Raw genomic sequence first — 15,544 nt, forward strand, 5'->3', positions numbered from 1 at the left:
CCTGGAAGGAACACCCGAAAGTGAAGCTTCAGCGCAAGAACCGGCTTCGTGCCTCCGCCCTCGGGGCCCTCGTCGTGTCCGGCGCCCTGGTCCTCACGGCGTGCGGTTCGGACGACAACAACGCCTCGCCGAAGGACGGCACCACCAAGGCCGCGGCCCCGACCGGCGACGCCTCGCAGTGCGCGGGCGCCAAGGGCCAGCTGCTGGCCTCCGGCTCCTCCGCGCAGAAGAACGCCATGGACCTGTGGGTGAACGGCTACATGGCCACCTGCCCCGGCGTCGAGGTGAACTACAAGGCCTCCTCCTCCGGTGAGGGCATCGTCGCCTTCAACCAGGGCACCGTCGGCTTCGCGGGCTCCGACTCGCCGCTGAAGCCCAAGGAGGTCGAGGACTCGAAGAAGGTCTGCACCGGCGGCCAGGGCGTGAACCTGCCGATGGTCGGCGGCCCGATCGCCATCGGTTACAACGTCTCCGGCGTGGACAACCTCGTCCTCGACGCCCCCACCCTCGCCAAGATCTTCAACGACAAGATCAAGAAGTGGGACGACGAGGCCATCAAGAAGCTGAACCCGGGCGCCAAGCTCCCGTCGACGGCGATCCAGGCCTTCCACCGCTCCGAGGACTCGGGCACCACCCAGAACCTGGGCAAGTACCTGAACAAGACCGCCGCCGCGGACTGGGCCTACGAGCCCGAGAAGAAGTGGCCGGCCCCGGGTGGCCAGGCCGCCTCCGGCTCCGCGGGCGTCGCCGCCCAGGTCAAGCAGACCGACGGCGCGATCGGCTACTTCGAGCTGTCCTACGCCTCGTCGCAGGGCATCAAGACGGTCGACATCAACACCGGTGCCGCCACCCCGGCCAAGGCCACCTCCGAGAACGCCTCGAAGGCCATCGCCGCCGCCAAGATCGAGGGCACCGGCAAGGACCTGGCCCTGAAGCTGGACTACACGACCAAGGCCGAGGGTGCGTACCCGATCGTCCTGGTCACCTACGAGATCGCCTGCGACAAGGGCAACAAGCCCGAGACGCTCGCCACGGTGAAGTCCTTCCTGAACTACACCTCGAGCGACGCCGGCCAGAAGATGCTCGCGGAGAAGGGCTACGCCCCCATCCCGGCCGAGATCAACGCGAAGGTCCGCGAGGTCGTCGCCTCGCTCTCCTAAGCACGAACCCGGCAGCCGGTCCGCTCCCCGTCCGGAGCGGGCCGGCCGCCGGACCCATCCGGTGCACCGCCGCCAGGGGGCCCAGGTCCCCACACAGACCGGAAAGATCATGGCTTACACATCCACCCAGACAGACACGGCAGCTCCGCCGGTCTCCAGGAGCGGCACCGGCCGCGCAGGCGACAAGATATTCCTGGGCCTCTCCAAGGGCTCGGGCATCCTGCTCCTGGTGATCATGGCGTCGATCGCCGCCTTCCTCACCTACCGCGCGGTCCTCGCGCTGTCGAAGAACGAGGGCAACTTCCTCACCACCTTCGACTGGAACGCCACCGGCGAGCCGCCGAAGTTCGGCATCGCCGTCCTCCTCTTCGGCACCGTCGTCAGCTCGGTGATCGCGATGGCCATCGCGGTCCCGGTCGCCGTCGGCATCGCCCTCTTCATCTCGCACTACGCGCCGCGCAAGCTGGCCGCCCCGCTCGCCTACGTCGTGGACCTGCTGGCGGCCGTACCGTCCATCGTCTACGGCATCTGGGGCGCCCTCTTCCTCGTCCCGTACCTCGGGGGCCTGACCTCCTGGCTGGACGAGTACCTCGGCTGGACGTACGTCTTCGACAAGACCCAGGCGGGCGTCGACCGCTCCCTGTTCACCGTCGGCATCCTGCTCGCGATCATGATCCTGCCCATCGTGACCAGCGTCAGCCGCGAGGTCTTCAAGCAGGTCCCGCGGATGAACGAGGAAGCCGCACTGGCCCTCGGCGCCACCCGCTGGGAGGTCATCCGGATGTCGGTGCTGCCCTTCGGCCGCTCCGGCGTCATCTCCGCCTCGATGCTCGGCCTCGGCCGCGCGCTCGGCGAGACCATGGCCGTCGCCACCGTGCTCTCCCCCAGCTTCCTGATCTCGGGCCACGTGCTCGACCCGGGCGGCGGCACCTTCGCCCAGAACATCGCCGCCAAGTTCGACGAGGCCAACGAGTACGGCCGGGACGCGCTGATCGCCTCCGGCCTGGTGCTCTTCCTCCTCACCCTGCTGGTCAACGGCGCCGCTCGCATGATCATCGCGCGCCGCAAGGAGTACTCGGGGGCGAACGCCTGATGAGCCACGCACTGCAGGACCAGCGCCCCACCGGGTCGCGCAAGTCCGCCGCCCCCGCCAGCCTCACCCGAGGCGGCCTGCCCCGCTGGGCCCCGCTCGCCATCGTCGCCGTCTCGGTCCTCCTCGGCACCGGCATCGGCGCGGTCGCCGGCCTCGACAGCAAGATCCAGTGGGGTCTGATCTCCGCGTTGCTGTTCGTCGCCATCACCTACGGCTCCAGCGCGGTCATCGAGAACCGCCGGCAGGCCAAGGACCGCGTGGCCACCTCGGTGGTCTGGGTGTCCTTCGTCCTCGCGCTGGTGCCGCTGCTCTCCCTGATCTGGGTCACCGCCAGCCGCGGCATCAAGGTGCTCGACGGCTACTTCCTCAGCCACTCGATGGCCGGCGTCGCCGGCATCGAGCCCGGCGGCGGTGTCTACCACGCCCTGCTCGGCACCATCGAGCAGGTGCTGCTGGCGACCGCGGTCGCCGCGCCCATCGGCCTGCTGACCGCCGTCTACCTGGTCGAGTACGGCCGGGGGCCGCTGGCCAGGGCCGTCACCTTCTTCGTCGATGTCATGACCGGCATCCCGTCCATCGTCGCGGGCCTCTTCATCCTGACGACCTGGACGCTGATGCTGAAGCAGGGGCCCTCCGGCTTCGCCGGTTCGCTGGCCCTGTCGATCCTGATGATGCCCGTCGTGGTGCGCTCCACCGAGGAGATGCTCAAGCTCGTCCCGAACGAGCTGCGCGAGGCCTCGTACGCCCTCGGTGTGCCGAAGTGGAAGACGATACTCAAGGTCGTCCTGCCCACGGCCATCGGCGGCATCGCCACCGGCGTGATGCTGGCCGTCGCCCGCATCACCGGTGAGACCGCGCCGATCATGCTGCTGGTCTTCGGCTCGCAGCTGATCAACAGCAACCCCTTCGAAGGCGCCCAGTCCTCGCTCCCCCTCTACATCTGGGAGCAGTACAAGGTCGGCAGTGCCGACTCCTTCGACCGGGCCTGGGCCGGCGCCCTCGTCCTGATCGCCTTCGTCATGATCCTCAACCTGGTGGCCCGCGGCATCGCCCGCTGGAAGGCCCCGAAGACCGGCCGCTGACCGCGCCGTACGAAAGAAGCAGTGATTCACATGGCCAAGCGCATCGACGTCTCCGGTCTCTCCGCCTTCTACGGCTCGCACAAGGCCATCGACGACATCTCGATGACCGTCGAGCCCCGCTCCGTGACCGCCTTCATCGGCCCCTCCGGCTGCGGCAAGTCCACCTTCCTGCGCACCCTGAACCGCATGCACGAGGTCACCCCGGGCGGCCGCGTCGAGGGCAAGGTGCTGCTGGACGACGAGAACCTCTACGGCCAGGGCGTGGACCCGGTCGCCGTGCGCCGCACGGTCGGCATGGTCTTCCAGCGCCCCAACCCGTTCCCCACCATGTCGATCTTCGACAACGTGGCCGCGGGCCTGCGCCTCAACGGCCGCTTCAAGAAGGCCGAGCTCGAGGAGATCGTCGAGCGCTCCCTCAAGGGCGCCAACCTCTGGAACGAGGTCAAGGACCGCCTGAACAAGCCCGGTTCGGGCCTCTCCGGCGGCCAGCAGCAGCGCCTGTGCATCGCCCGCGCCATCGCGGTCGAGCCCCAGGTCCTGCTGATGGACGAGCCCTGCTCCGCACTCGACCCGATCTCCACCCTCGCCATCGAGGACCTGATCGGCGAGCTCAAGGAGCGCTTCACCATCGTCATCGTGACCCACAACATGCAGCAGGCCGCCCGCGTCTCCGACCGCACCGCGTTCTTCAACCTCGCGGCGGTCGGCCAGCCCGGCAAGCTCATCGAGATCGACGACACGGACCGGATCTTCTCGAACCCGTCCGTCCAGGCCACCGAGGACTACATCTCGGGCCGCTTCGGATAAGCCGGAGCACCGGCTCCGGCCCGACCGGAGCCCCACACACGTCCTGCGGTGCTGCATGGCGGTGCCACCGCAAGGCGATGGGCCCGCCCCCTGGGAAGGGGGCGGGCCCCACCACGTTTCCGGCCTTGTTACGACCCCCGAGGACCCCCCGGGGTTGTGCCCGCGGACCCGTGATCTTCCTCCTGTGCGGTGCCCCCTCCGATGTGATCTGATGCCGGAGCCGGCCATCGCGGCCGGGTGTTGAATCGGGGGGTTCATCCATGCGCAAGCGCGCGCTGTCGACGGCTGCCGTGTGCGCCGCACTCGTCCCGGGCGTGCTCGCCGGACCGGCCCTGGCGCAGCCGCCGGCCGGCCACCGGCCCGCCGCCGTCGCAGGCCCCACCCCGTACGCGAACCAGGCCCCGGCGGCCCCGAAGACCGCGCCCGCGGCCGACTTCAACGGCGACGGGTACGGCGACGTGGCCGTCGCCGCCCCCGACATGCCCGGCCCGCGCCGCACCGACGGCACCCCCGGCTACCTCACGCCCGACGCCGGCGGGATCACGGTCGTCTACGGCTCCGCGAAGGGCCTGCGCACCGACGGCGCCGCCTTCCTCAACCAGGCCACCCCCGGCATCCCCGGCGACCTCACCACCGGCGCCCACTGGGGCGACCTCGCCGGCACCGGCCGGCTCGACGCCGACGCCTACACCGACCTCGTCGTCCGCACCCCCGAGGGCTACCTCGTCCTGTGGGGCTCCGCGGCCGGGGTCACCGGCGCCTCGACCCTGGTCGCCGCCCCCACCACCCTGCCCACCGGGGGCGCCCCCAGTACCGGCGTGGCCGTGGCCGACGTCACCGGCGACGGGTACGCCGACATCGTCGCCGCCGGCTCCACCACCAGGAACGGCGTCCGCACCTACGGCGTCCGCCACCTGGCCGGCCCGGTCGACCGCACCACCGGCAAGCCCGCCGCCACCTCCTTCACCGGCACCGGCACCCTGCACCCCACCGTCGTCCACGCCGGCGACATGACCGGGGACGGGGTCGCCGAGGTCATCGCCGCCACCAAGGACCCGGCCGCGCCCGCCGGCCTCGTCCTGCGCCACACCGCCACCGGCCTCTTCCCGGTCGGCACCGCCCTCGCCGGCCCCGGCGGTGCCTTCGGCGACCTCGACCAGGACGGCTACCCCGACTTCGTCGGCGGCGACGGCGGCGCCCTGACCGGCTCCGCCCCGCGCACCGGCGGCACCGTCTGGGTCACGTACGGCGGCCCCCAGGGCGTCAGCACCACCCGGCCGGCGGCCCGGTACACCCAGGCGAGCCCCGGCGTGCCCGGCACCGACAGCCCGTACGACCGGTTCGGCCAGTCCCTCGCGGTCACCGACACCGACCACGACGGCTACCCGGACGTCGTCATCGGCGCCCCGGGCGAGTCGCCCACCGCCGCCGGGACGCCCGTGCACTCCGCGGGCGCGGTCACCGTGCTGCGCGGCGGCCCGAAGGGCGTCACCACCACCGGCGCCCGCACCCTCACCCAGAACACCGCGGGCGTCCCCAGCACCTCGGAGGCGGAGGACCAGTTCGGCGGCGCCGTGCTGGCCACCGACACCGACGGCGACGGCACCGCCGAGGTCCTGGTCGGCGGCCGCGGCGAGGACACCTGGTCCGGCCGCGTCTGGGTGCTGCGCACCGGCGCCGGCGGCCTGACCGGCACCGGCGCGACCAGCCTCTGGTCCGGCGCCCTCGGCGGCCCCACCGCCCACATCCACTTCGGCTACCGCCTCATCGGCTGACCGTCCGCCCCACCCGACGGGGCACCCCGCGACGGCACCCCCGCCGCGCCCCGCCCGTCCCCAGCACGCCAGGAGTCCCGCCATGCCCCAGCGCACCCTCGGTCTCGCCGCCCTCGGCGCGGCCGTCCTCACCGTCGCCGCCCTGACCCCGGCCACCGCCGCCCCGGCGGCCCCCGCCGCACCCGCCCCGGCCGCGCGCACCACGGCCGACTTCAACGGCGACGGCTACCCCGACCTGGCCGTCGGCGCCCCCACCGCGACCGTGGACGGCCTGAAGAAGGCCGGCGCGATCTCCGTGCTCTACGGGTCGGCCACCGGCTTCCAGAACTCCCAGGCCTCGTTCATCAGCCAGGCCACCCCGGGCGTGCCCGGCACCCCCGTCGCGAACGGGCGGTGGCAGCGCATCAAGGGCTTCGGCGACTTCGACGGCGACGGCTACGACGACCTGGTCGTGGCGCCGCCCGGGGGCATCGGAGGAACGGTCCTGCTCCTCTGGGGCAGCCCCAAGGGCCTCACCGGGGCCTCGGCCGAGGTCCCGGACGGAGCAGGCGTCGGGGGACGGCACATCGGGGCCATGGGCGTCGGCGACGTGAACGGCGACGGCCACCCGGACCTCCTCTCCACGGCCTCTCAGGGCCTCCGGATCGACCTCGGCCCGTTCGCCCGTACCGGCGAGCCGGCCAAGGCCACCGAGTCGACCGGTCTGCTGGACTACTGGGTCATGGGCTTCCGGGTGGGCGACATGACCGGCGACGGCATCGCCGACGTCATCGCGACCAGCAACACCCAGGCCGGGCTCTACAAGACGGTGGTCCTGCGGGGCACCCCCGACGGCCTGGTCAAGGGCGGCTCCACCACCGCCGTCATCAACGAACGGGAGTACGGGAGCGACAACTTCGGCGACGTCAACAAGGACGGCTACCCCGACTTCGTCAGCCTCGGTGCCGTGACCGACGGCGGGAAGGGCTTCGCCCTGGAGCGGTTCACCGTCACGTTCGGCGGCCCGAAGGGCGTCAGCACCACCCTCAGCCCGCGTACGTACTCCCAGGACAGCCCCGGCGTGCCCGGTGTCGGCGAGGCCAACGACTACTTCGGCGAGTCCCTCGCCGTCGCCGACGTCGACCAGGACGGATACGCGGACGTCGTCGTCGGCGCGCCGGGCGAGAGCGGCACGGACGCCGTGGCCACCCGGGGCTCCGGCGCGGTCACGGTGCTCCGGGGCAGCGCGACCGGCCTCACCACCACCGGCGCCAAGGCGTTCACCCAGAACTCCGCGGGCGTCCCCAGCACCTCCGAGGTCACCGACCGCTTCGGCCGCAGCCTGCGCGTCCTGGACGCGGACCGCAACGGCGCACCCGAACTGTACGTCGGCGGCGAGGGCGAGGACGGCTACACCGGCCGCGTCTGGAAGCTCGCCACCGCGCCCGGCACCGGCGTCACCGGCACCGGCGCGACCTCCTTCAACCTCGCCGCCCTCGGCGGGCCGACCGGCGGCGCCTCGTTCGGCGCCCACTTCTCGGGCTGATCCCCGCACCCGCCCCGTCCGCCACGCCCACACACCAAGGAGACACCCCCATGAGCCGGCACACCCTGCTCGCGACGGCCGCCTGCACGGCCGCCGCCCTCGCCCTCACCGGCGTGGCCGCCACCACCGCCGGAGCGGCCCCCGCCGCGGCCAAGGCCCCGGCGAAGACCCGAACCGCCGACTTCAACGGCGACGGCTACCCCGACCTCGCCATCGGCGCCCACACCGCCACCGTGGCCGGCCTCAAGCGGGCCGGCGTGGTCACCGTCGCCTACGGCTCCCCGACGGGCCTGCGGTACGACTCCGTCATCAGCCAGGCCACCGAGGGCGTCCCCGGCGACCCGGCCGCCGACGGCAAGTGGCGCGAGGTCAGCGCCACCGGCGACTTCGACGGGGACGGCTACGACGACCTGCTGCTCAACTGGATCGAGACGAACACGATCCTCTGGGGCAGCGCCAAGGGCATCACCGGCACCGGCACCACCCTGCCCAAGGGCTCCTACACCGACGCCGACCCCAAGATCCTCGGCGGCGCCCTCGGGGCCGGCGACATCAACGGCGACCACCGGACGGACCTGGTCTTCCGGGCCCTGGGCGGCCGCAGCGGCTACGGCTTCACCGCCCTCTACGGTCCGATCGACCGGCGCACCGGCCGGGCCGCGGTCAACACCTTCCGCAACATCGAGAAGCTGGACAAGGTCGCGGGCCCCCGGGCCCTCTTCGTCGGGGACATCACCGGCGACGGCCTGGCCGACGTGACCGTCGACGGCTGGTGGACGAACCACTCGGCCACCAGCGTCGTCCTCAAGGGCACCAGGACCGGCCTGGTCAAGGCCGCCGGCACCGTCAAGCAGGGCAAGGACTGGGCGAACGTCGGCACCTCCGCCTTCGGCGACGTCAACGGCGACGGCTACCTGGACCTGGTCGCCACCCTCTTCCCCGCGGGCGTGCCGACCCTCAGCGTCAACTACGGCGGCCCGACCGGACTGAACGCCACCCGGGCCGGCCGCACCCTCACGCTCAGCGGCGCGACCGGCGGCCTCCAGGTCCCCTCGGGCGGTCTGGCGGGCGGCGCCCTCTCCGTCACCGACACCGACGGCGACGGCTTCGCGGACATCGTCCTCGGCGCCCCGTACAAGGACTCCGGCAGCGGTGCCACCGCGATCGCGCAGGCGGGCGCGGTGCACGTGTTCCGCGGCAGCGCGACCGGCGTGACCACCGTGGGCCGCCGGTCCCTGACCCAGGGCACGGCGGGTGTGCCCAGCACCTCGGAGAAGGAGGACCACTTCGGCTCGGCCGTGCGGGTCCTGGACACCGACAAGAACGGCACGCCCGAGGTGTACGTGGGCGGCAACGGCGAGGACGGCTACACCGGCCGGGTCTGGAAGCTGGCCACCGCACCCGGCACCGGCATCACCGGCGCCGGCGCCACCAGCTTCGCCCTCACCGCCTTCGGCGGCCCCACCGGCCCGTCCAACTTCGGCTACCGCTTCGCCGGCTGACCACCGCCACCCCCGACACGAAGGAACACCCGCCCCATGCGCCGGCACACCCTGCTCGCGACGGCCGCCTGCACCGCCGCCACCCTCGCCCTCACCGGCGCCGCCACGACCGCGGCCGGAGCGGCCCCCGCCGTGCGGCCCCTGGCCAAGCCGCTGGTCACACCCACTCCGGAGGCCACCGCCGACTTCAACGGCGACGGCTACCCCGACCTCGCGGCCGACGCGTACGCGGCCCGCGTCGCGGGAGTCGAGAAGGCCGGCGTGATCGCCGTCCGGTACGGCTCCCCCACCGGCCTGGGCAAGGCCTCGCTCATCCACCGCGACACCCCGGGCGTCCCGGGCCTGTTGGCCTACCACGACGAGTTCGGCAAGCTGATCGGCCAGGGGGACGTGGACGGCGACGGCTACGACGATCTCCTCGTCCAGAGCGGGGACTCCGGGACACCCGCCAATCCGAGCGGCACGATGGTGCTGCGCGGCGGCAAGGACGGCATCACCGGCCGGTACACCACTCTGCTGCCGTGGGGGAACCTCACCACCGGCGGCGCGCACCTGTACGGACCGCAGGCGGTCGGTGACGTCACCGGCGACGGCATCGCCGACCTGCTCGCCCAAGCACACGACGGTAAGACCACCGTCCTGGCGGTCCTGGTGGGCCCCCTGGACCGGGCCACCAACGAGCCGGCCTCGATCGTCTACCGCGAGACCACGCGGCTGGACGACAACCGGGCCGACCGCATCCGGGTGGGCGACATGACCGGCGACGGCATCGCCGACGCGGTGGTCTTCGACTACCACAAGGGCACCCTCTACAAGGGCTCCCGTACCGGCCTGGTCCCGGTCGCGAGCATCGACGGCAACCACCTGACCCAGACCGGCGACTTCGGCGACCTCAACAAGGACGGCTACCAGGACTTCGTCGCGGGCACCCACTTCGGCACCCCCGGGGCCCCCGGCGGCCACATCACCGTCACCTACGGCGGCCCCCGCGGCGTCAGCGCCGAGCTGAAGCCCCAGACCCTGAACCAGGACAGTCCCGGGGTCCCCGACACCAGCGAGAAGGACGACTACTGGGGCCGGTCCGTCTCCATCGGTGACACCGACGGCGACGGCTACGACGACATCGCGGTCGGCGCGCCCCAGGAGACCGGCACCGACCCGGCCGCCACCGCCTCCGGCGCGGTGACCGTGCTGCGCGGCGGCCCCGCCGGGGTCTCCGGCGCCGGCGCCCGGCAGTTCACCCAGGAAACGCCCGGAGTGCCCGGCACCTCCCAGAAGGACGACCGGTTCGGCAACTCCGTGGCCCTGGTCGACGCCGACCGGGACGGCCGGGCCGAGCTCTACACCGGCGGCCAGGGCGACTCCCGCTGGGCCGGCCGGGTGTGGCAGCTGCCCGCGGGCGCCGACGGCATCACCGGCACCGGCGCCGGCTCCGTCGGCCTGGCCGACCTCGGCCTGAAGGCGGCCGGCGGGGCGGTCTTCGGCTACCGGCTGCTCGGCTGACCAGGCCGGCCACCGGCCGTACGCAGAAGGCCCCCGCCGGATCCGTCCGGCGGGGGCCCTCTCGTACGGCAGGGGTCGTGCGGGTCACACGAAGGCGAGGTCCACGATCCAGAAGCTGAGCGCGGCGACCAGGGCCGCGGCCGGCATGGTGATGAACCAGCCCAGGATGATGTTCTTGGCCACGCCCCAGCGGACCGCGTTGACCCGCTTGGTGGCGCCCACGCCCATGATCGCCGAGGTGATCACGTGGGTGGTGGAGATCGGCGCCTTGAAGAGGAAGGCGCTGATGAACATGATCGAGGCACCGGTGGTCTCGGCCGCGAAGCCCTGCGGCGGGTCCAGCTCGATGATCTTGCGGCCCAGGGTGCGCATGATGCGCCAGCCGCCCGCGTAGGTGCCGAGCGACAGCATCACGGCGCAGGCGATCTTCACCCAGACCGGGATCGGGTCCCCGGAGTCCTGCACGTCCGCGATGACCAGGGCCATCACCACGATGCCCATCGTCTTCTGGGCGTCCTGGAGGCCGTGGCCCAGGGCCATGCCGGCCGCCGAGACGGTCTGCGCGATGCGGAAGCCCCGCTTGGCCTTGTGCGGGTTGGCGCGGCGGAACATCCACATGATCGCGACCATCACCAGGTAACCGGCGATCAGGCCGACCACCGGCGACAGGAACATCGGGATGATGATCTTCTCGACCACCCCGGACCAGATGACGTCGGTGCCGCCCGCCAGCGCCGCGCCGACCATGCCGCCGAAGAGGGCGTGCGAGGAGGACGAGGGGAGGCCGAAGTACCAGGTGATCAGGTTCCAGACGATCGCGCCGACCAGCGCCGCGAAGAGGATCCACATGCCCCGGTTGCCGTGCGGGGTCTCGATCAGGCCCTCGCTGACGGTCTTGGCCACGCCGCTGCCGAGGAAGGCGCCCGCGAGGTTCATCACCGCCGCCATCGCCAGCGCCGCCCGCGGGGTCAGCGCCCGGGTCGAGACGGAGGTCGCGATGGCGTTCGCGGAGTCGTGGAAGCCGTTGGTGTAGGTGAAGCCGAGCGCGACAGCGATGGTCACGACCAGCGCGAAGGTGTCCACGTGGTTCAGGACTCCTTGACCGCGATGGTCTCCACCGTGTTCGCGACGTGCTCGAACGCGTCGGCAGCCTCTTCAAGCACGTCGACGATCTGCTTGAGCTTCAGCACCTCGATGGCGTCGTACTTGCCGTTGAAGAGCGTGGCCAGCAGCTTGCGGTGGATCTGGTCGGCCTGGTTCTCGAGGCGGTTGACCTCGATCCAGTACTCCGTGAGGTTGTCCATCGTGCGCAGGTGCGGCATGGCCTCCGCGGTCAGCTCGGCCGCCCGGGCCAGCACCTCGATCTGCTGCTCGACGCCCTTGGGGAGCTCTTCGACGTTGTAGAGGACGACCAGGTCGACCGCCTCTTCCATGAAGTCCATGATGTCGTCGAGCGAGGACGCCAGGTTGTAGATGTCCTCGCGGTCGAACGGCGTGATGAAGGAGGAGTTGAGCTGGTGGAAGATCGCGTGGGTCGCGTCGTCGCCCGCGTGCTCCGCTGCCCGCATCCGCTCCGCGATCTCGGCCCGGGCGGACGAGTCCGCACCGAGCAGTTCCATCAGGAGCTTGGAGCCCGTGACGATGTTGTCCGCGGATGCGGCGAACATGTCGTAGAAGCTCGTCTCCCTGGGGGTCAGACGAAATCGCACGTGAGGTCCTCGGGGTGCATCGGATTCGGTCAGGCTGATGCTAGGCGCATCCTCCGGCCACGGCTAACCGGCCGTTCCCGAGTGTCCTCCATCAGGCAGAGTGAGGAGCACGGGCCGTGCCCCTTGGGGCAGGCGCCGGTACCATATACCCATGAGGGGTATGCACCCCCGACCGGACCACGGGAGACACGATGACGACCACCGAGGCGGCCGGCCCCACCGAGGCGGCCGGTCACGACCACGGCGTCCACGGCTACCACCACCAGAAGGCCGAACACCTCAAGCGGCTGCGGCGCATCGAGGGGCAGATCCGGGGCCTGCAGCGACTGGTCGACGAGGACGTCTACTGCATCGACATACTCACGCAGGTTTCGGCCAGCACGAAGGCGCTCCAGTCCTTCGCCCTGCAACTGCTGGAGGAGCATTTGCGCCACTGCGTCGCGGACGCGGCGGTCAAGGGCGGCGACGAGATCGACGCCAAGGTCGAAGAGGCCACCAAGGCGATCGCCCGGCTGCTGCGCACCTGAGACGGCTACGGACGCGAGGAGGGGGCGCGGCCGGCCGGCCGCGCCCCCTCCCCCTGTCACGGGTGTGCTGCGCTCAGGCGCTCCCCACGAGCAGCACCTCGTCGATCCGGTCCTGGCTGAGCCGGTCCTCCGCAGCGGCGGAGGCCGCGATGATCAGCTCGCCGCACAGCTCGATCTCGGCGAGGGCCACGTGGTCCTGGACGGTCGCACCGCCTGCCGGTGTCACGCGACTCACCTCTCTCTGCCGTCGGTCGGAGTCTCAGCGTAGGGAGGCGGCCACCGGCCGCGCATGACACGGATGGACCATTTCCGGATACCCCCGAGGGCGCCGGACCCCCGCCGGAGCGGCTATTCGGCGATCTTCCCCGCGAAAATGTCCCCGCTTGCGGGCAATTGGACGGTCACCGGGGTGCCGAAGCCGTAGAGCAGCGTCGTCGACGAGACATCGATCACGCCATTGTTCACATAGCTGAAACGGTGCCGGACCTTCCGGAGCCGGCCCGCCTCGTCGACGTACGCGTCGAAGGGCACGGTGTCCGTGCTGAACCCTTTCGCCGCCGCCTGGAGCGCCCCCCGGGCGTGCGGTGACGCCGCTCGCGCGGCCAGCGCGATGTCGGTGGTCCCGCGGTAGTGCCGCACCTTCGTCCCGGCCAGCTCGGTGTCCCCGACGAAGGTGACCTGCCGGACGCCCCGCAGCAGCTCGGCCGCGGCCACCGGGTCGGTGGCGCCGCCGGTGACCAGGTTGCCGTCCGAGAGGGAGGTGGTGTCCACCCGCACCCACTTGTCGGCCGGCACCCCCGCGCCCCGGTTCTTCATGTACAGCGCGCCCGGGGTGAGCAGTTCGGTGATCGGCCGGTGCTCGGCCTTGCCCGCGGCGTCGTCCGGCAGCATCACCACCAGCTGCCCCATCCGGTGCCGGAAGTCCACGCCGCCCTCGCCCCGGATGGTGACCCGGGTGCCGCCGGTGGCCATCTCCATCGCGGTCCGGGCCCGGGCGCTGCCGGACCGGGCCAGCACGTCGGCCGCGGCCCGCACCACCGCTCGCCCGTCGGGGGCCGGATCCGGCTGGCCGCCACATCCGGAGAGCCCCGGGGCCAGCGCCACGACCATCGCGCCGGTGACGAACGCCCCACCCCTGCGCCTGTGCTGATGCACCACCATCGCCTGCCAAACCCCCAACGCCCAACCCTGTCCGACCGAGGCCCCCACCCGCTCCGGATAACGACGTCCGGGGTTCCCCGTCACGGCCGGGGGCCCGCCGGGAGAGGTACCGTGGAGGCGTGGACCCGCACCCCGCACCCGCCCCGTCCCTTCCGCTTTCCGCCCCGCCGGTGCCCTGCGCCGTCGTGCCGCCGCCCCGGACCTGCACCGCGGGACCGCCGGCCGGACACGGCGACCCCGGGACCGCGGAACCGGCCCACGTCATCGCCACCACCGAGCGCGGCTCCTTCTGCACGGCCTCCTGCAGCTGCGGCTGGCGCGGCCCGGCCCGCCGCTCCCGCGACCTGGCCCGCCGGGACGCCGCCGCCCACCTGGGGCAGCCGCACTGACACCGGCCCCCACCCCCGTGGAGGACCCCGCCTCACCCGGACGGACCGGGCCGGCTGGCGCACCGCCGGCCGGCCGGATGCCCTGGTGCCAGGAGGGGGACCACTCCACAGGGCGGAGGCCCATGCGACCCAAGTTCACCGTCGCCGTGTACGCGCTGGCGCTCGGCTTCGCGCTGTCCGCCGCTCCCGGCCACGCCGCCGGGCGGTCCGGGAAGCCGGTGGGCACCGCCGACGGGCCGGGCGACGTGGCGCTGGCCATCGGCACCACGGGCGCGGCGGCCGCGGCCACCGGCCTGTGGCTGCGCTCCCGCTACCGGCGGGACGAGGCGGCCGGGGAATCCGCCCCGGAGGAGGAACGCTGAGCGGCACCCGCCCCCGGACGGCGGTCCGCGCCTGCTTCGGCGCGGCCCTGCTCTGCCTGCTGGCCGCGGGGCTGCTGTACGTCCTGCGCGCCTGACCCGGCATACCCCACTGACGGGCGGGCCGTCCCGAGGGGCCTCAGGCGGCCAGGTCGCGCTCCTGGACGTACTCCTCCGCGCCCTGGGACGCGGCCAGTTCCACCGGCCGGGGCGGCGGCAGGGTCCGGGACCGGACCAGCCGGCCGGCCCGCGGCGAGCCGGCCACGGCCCGTACCACCGGGGTGAGCAGCCAGATCGCGGGCGGTGCGAACAGCAGCACCACGGCGGTGCCCAGCGCGAAGCCGCCGATCACGTCGGTGGGGTAGTGCGCGCCCGTGTAGACGCGGCAGAAGCCCTCCAGGAGGGCCAGTCCGATCCCGATCAGGCCGTACTTCCGGTGGGCCACGAAGAGCCCGACGCCCAGGGCCATGGTGAGGGTGGCGTGGTCGCTGACGAAGGAGAAGCCGGTCCGGCCGGAGGCCAGGACGTGGATGCCCGGGTAGTGCGCGAAGGGCCGGGGCCGGCCGACGAAGGACCGCAGCGGGATGTTGACCAGCAGCGCCAGACCGGCCGCGAGCGGCGCCCACACCAGGGCGACGAAGGATTCGGTGGCCTCGGGCCCGGGCTGCCGCCGGGCGCCGCGCCAGCACCAGAGCACCAGCAGGACCAGGGCGGCGATCAGGCCGTACTCGCCGACCGCGGCGACCAGTCGGTCGACCCAGCCGGGGGTACTGGCGGCGATGCCGTTGATGTCGTGGAGCAGGCTTACATCGGGGTTCGGCCCACCCGTCGCGAGTCCAGCCATCGTGCGTCGGCCCCTTGCCCTTGCCTCGTCCCCTGCGGGCGCACGCCCTTGTGCGCCCCTTCGACCCCCGCGAACAGCCCCCGGTAACCAGGGAACGCCCGTTCTGGC

Annotated in this window: 16 protein-coding genes; 11 read left to right on the forward strand and 5 right to left on the reverse strand. The window is 72.5% G+C overall.

All coding sequences use genetic code 11. The annotated features are described in order from the left end of the window. Nucleotides 1-20 precede the first annotated feature (20 nt). The 8 genes from pstS to AB0O40_RS26265 all read left to right on the forward strand — a co-directional run bounded on the left by pstS (nucleotide 21) and on the right by AB0O40_RS26265 (nucleotide 10,447). Nucleotides 21-1,160, forward strand: coding sequence for a phosphate ABC transporter substrate-binding protein PstS (pstS, locus tag AB0O40_RS26230; RefSeq protein ID WP_365046490.1), 1,140 nt, complete (start codon nucleotides 21-23; stop codon nucleotides 1,158-1,160). A gap of 109 nt (nucleotides 1,161-1,269) precedes the next feature. Then, the gene (gene pstC, locus AB0O40_RS26235; RefSeq protein WP_365046493.1) at nucleotides 1,270-2,253 is read left to right on the forward strand and encodes a phosphate ABC transporter permease subunit PstC; all 984 of its coding nucleotides are present in this window, start codon (nucleotides 1,270-1,272) and stop codon (nucleotides 2,251-2,253) included. Further along, nucleotides 2,253-3,335 (forward strand): phosphate ABC transporter permease PstA, encoded by a 1,083-nt coding sequence (gene pstA, locus AB0O40_RS26240; protein WP_365046496.1) that lies wholly within the window; start codon nucleotides 2,253-2,255, stop codon nucleotides 3,333-3,335. Before pstC ends, pstA begins: the two co-directional genes overlap by 1 nt. Before the next feature lie 30 nt (nucleotides 3,336-3,365). Further along, on the forward strand, nucleotides 3,366-4,142 hold the full coding sequence (gene pstB, locus AB0O40_RS26245) for a phosphate ABC transporter ATP-binding protein PstB (RefSeq protein ID WP_365046499.1): 777 nt from the start codon (nucleotides 3,366-3,368) through the stop codon (nucleotides 4,140-4,142). Between the two features lie 260 nt (nucleotides 4,143-4,402). Continuing rightward, nucleotides 4,403-5,917, forward strand: coding sequence for an FG-GAP and VCBS repeat-containing protein (locus AB0O40_RS26250; protein WP_365046502.1), 1,515 nt, complete (start codon nucleotides 4,403-4,405; stop codon nucleotides 5,915-5,917). Between the two features lie 82 nt (nucleotides 5,918-5,999). Further along, nucleotides 6,000-7,442 (forward strand): FG-GAP-like repeat-containing protein, encoded by a 1,443-nt coding sequence (locus AB0O40_RS26255; RefSeq protein ID WP_365046505.1) that lies wholly within the window; start codon nucleotides 6,000-6,002, stop codon nucleotides 7,440-7,442. A gap of 50 nt (nucleotides 7,443-7,492) precedes the next feature. Further along, the gene (locus tag AB0O40_RS26260) at nucleotides 7,493-8,944 is read left to right on the forward strand and encodes an FG-GAP repeat protein (RefSeq protein WP_365046507.1); all 1,452 of its coding nucleotides are present in this window, start codon (nucleotides 7,493-7,495) and stop codon (nucleotides 8,942-8,944) included. A 36-nt stretch (nucleotides 8,945-8,980) separates the two neighbouring features. Beyond that, the gene (locus AB0O40_RS26265; RefSeq protein WP_365046510.1) at nucleotides 8,981-10,447 is read left to right on the forward strand and encodes a VCBS repeat-containing protein; all 1,467 of its coding nucleotides are present in this window, start codon (nucleotides 8,981-8,983) and stop codon (nucleotides 10,445-10,447) included. 84 nt (nucleotides 10,448-10,531) lie between these two features. Here the strand turns inward: AB0O40_RS26265 and AB0O40_RS26270 are convergent, their stop codons facing one another. Beyond that, the gene (locus AB0O40_RS26270) at nucleotides 10,532-11,530 is read right to left on the reverse strand and encodes an inorganic phosphate transporter (RefSeq protein ID WP_365046512.1); all 999 of its coding nucleotides are present in this window, start codon (nucleotides 11,528-11,530) and stop codon (nucleotides 10,532-10,534) included. A gap of 5 nt (nucleotides 11,531-11,535) precedes the next feature. After that, nucleotides 11,536-12,156: a DUF47 family protein gene (locus tag AB0O40_RS26275; RefSeq protein ID WP_365046515.1), complete on the reverse strand. Its 621-nt coding sequence runs from the start codon at nucleotides 12,154-12,156 to the stop codon at nucleotides 11,536-11,538. A gap of 191 nt (nucleotides 12,157-12,347) precedes the next feature. On the opposite strand from AB0O40_RS26275, the gene AB0O40_RS26280 reads away from it, so the two are divergent. After that, nucleotides 12,348-12,683 (forward strand): metal-sensitive transcriptional regulator, encoded by a 336-nt coding sequence (locus AB0O40_RS26280; RefSeq protein WP_365046517.1) that lies wholly within the window; start codon nucleotides 12,348-12,350, stop codon nucleotides 12,681-12,683. Nucleotides 12,684-12,756: 73 nt separating this feature from the next. Here the strand turns inward: AB0O40_RS26280 and AB0O40_RS26285 are convergent, their stop codons facing one another. Together AB0O40_RS26285 and AB0O40_RS26290 are read right to left on the reverse strand one after the other, a co-directional pair. After that, nucleotides 12,757-12,909, reverse strand: coding sequence for a hypothetical protein (locus tag AB0O40_RS26285; RefSeq protein ID WP_365046562.1), 153 nt, complete (start codon nucleotides 12,907-12,909; stop codon nucleotides 12,757-12,759). Between the two features lie 122 nt (nucleotides 12,910-13,031). After that, nucleotides 13,032-13,844, reverse strand: a complete 813-nt coding sequence (locus AB0O40_RS26290) for a hypothetical protein (RefSeq protein WP_365046520.1) — start codon at nucleotides 13,842-13,844, stop codon at nucleotides 13,032-13,034. Nucleotides 13,845-13,963: 119 nt separating this feature from the next. Between AB0O40_RS26290 and AB0O40_RS26295 the strand changes: the two genes are divergently transcribed. Both AB0O40_RS26295 and AB0O40_RS26300 read left to right on the forward strand, forming a co-directional pair. Further along, nucleotides 13,964-14,233, forward strand: coding sequence for a hypothetical protein (locus AB0O40_RS26295; RefSeq protein WP_365046565.1), 270 nt, complete (start codon nucleotides 13,964-13,966; stop codon nucleotides 14,231-14,233). A 122-nt stretch (nucleotides 14,234-14,355) separates the two neighbouring features. Then, a complete protein-coding gene (locus AB0O40_RS26300; RefSeq protein WP_365046523.1) occupies nucleotides 14,356-14,595 on the forward strand; it encodes a hypothetical protein in 240 nt (79 codons plus the stop codon). Nucleotides 14,596-14,731: 136 nt separating this feature from the next. Here AB0O40_RS26300 and AB0O40_RS26305 read toward each other — a convergent pair whose 3' ends face one another. Beyond that, nucleotides 14,732-15,436, reverse strand: coding sequence for a phosphatase PAP2 family protein (locus AB0O40_RS26305; protein ID WP_365046525.1), 705 nt, complete (start codon nucleotides 15,434-15,436; stop codon nucleotides 14,732-14,734). Nucleotides 15,437-15,544: the final 108 nt, after the last annotated feature.

The organism is Streptomyces sp. NPDC089919 (assembly GCF_040684615.1).
In the GTDB taxonomy this organism is placed as follows: domain Bacteria; phylum Actinomycetota; class Actinomycetes; order Streptomycetales; family Streptomycetaceae; genus Streptomyces.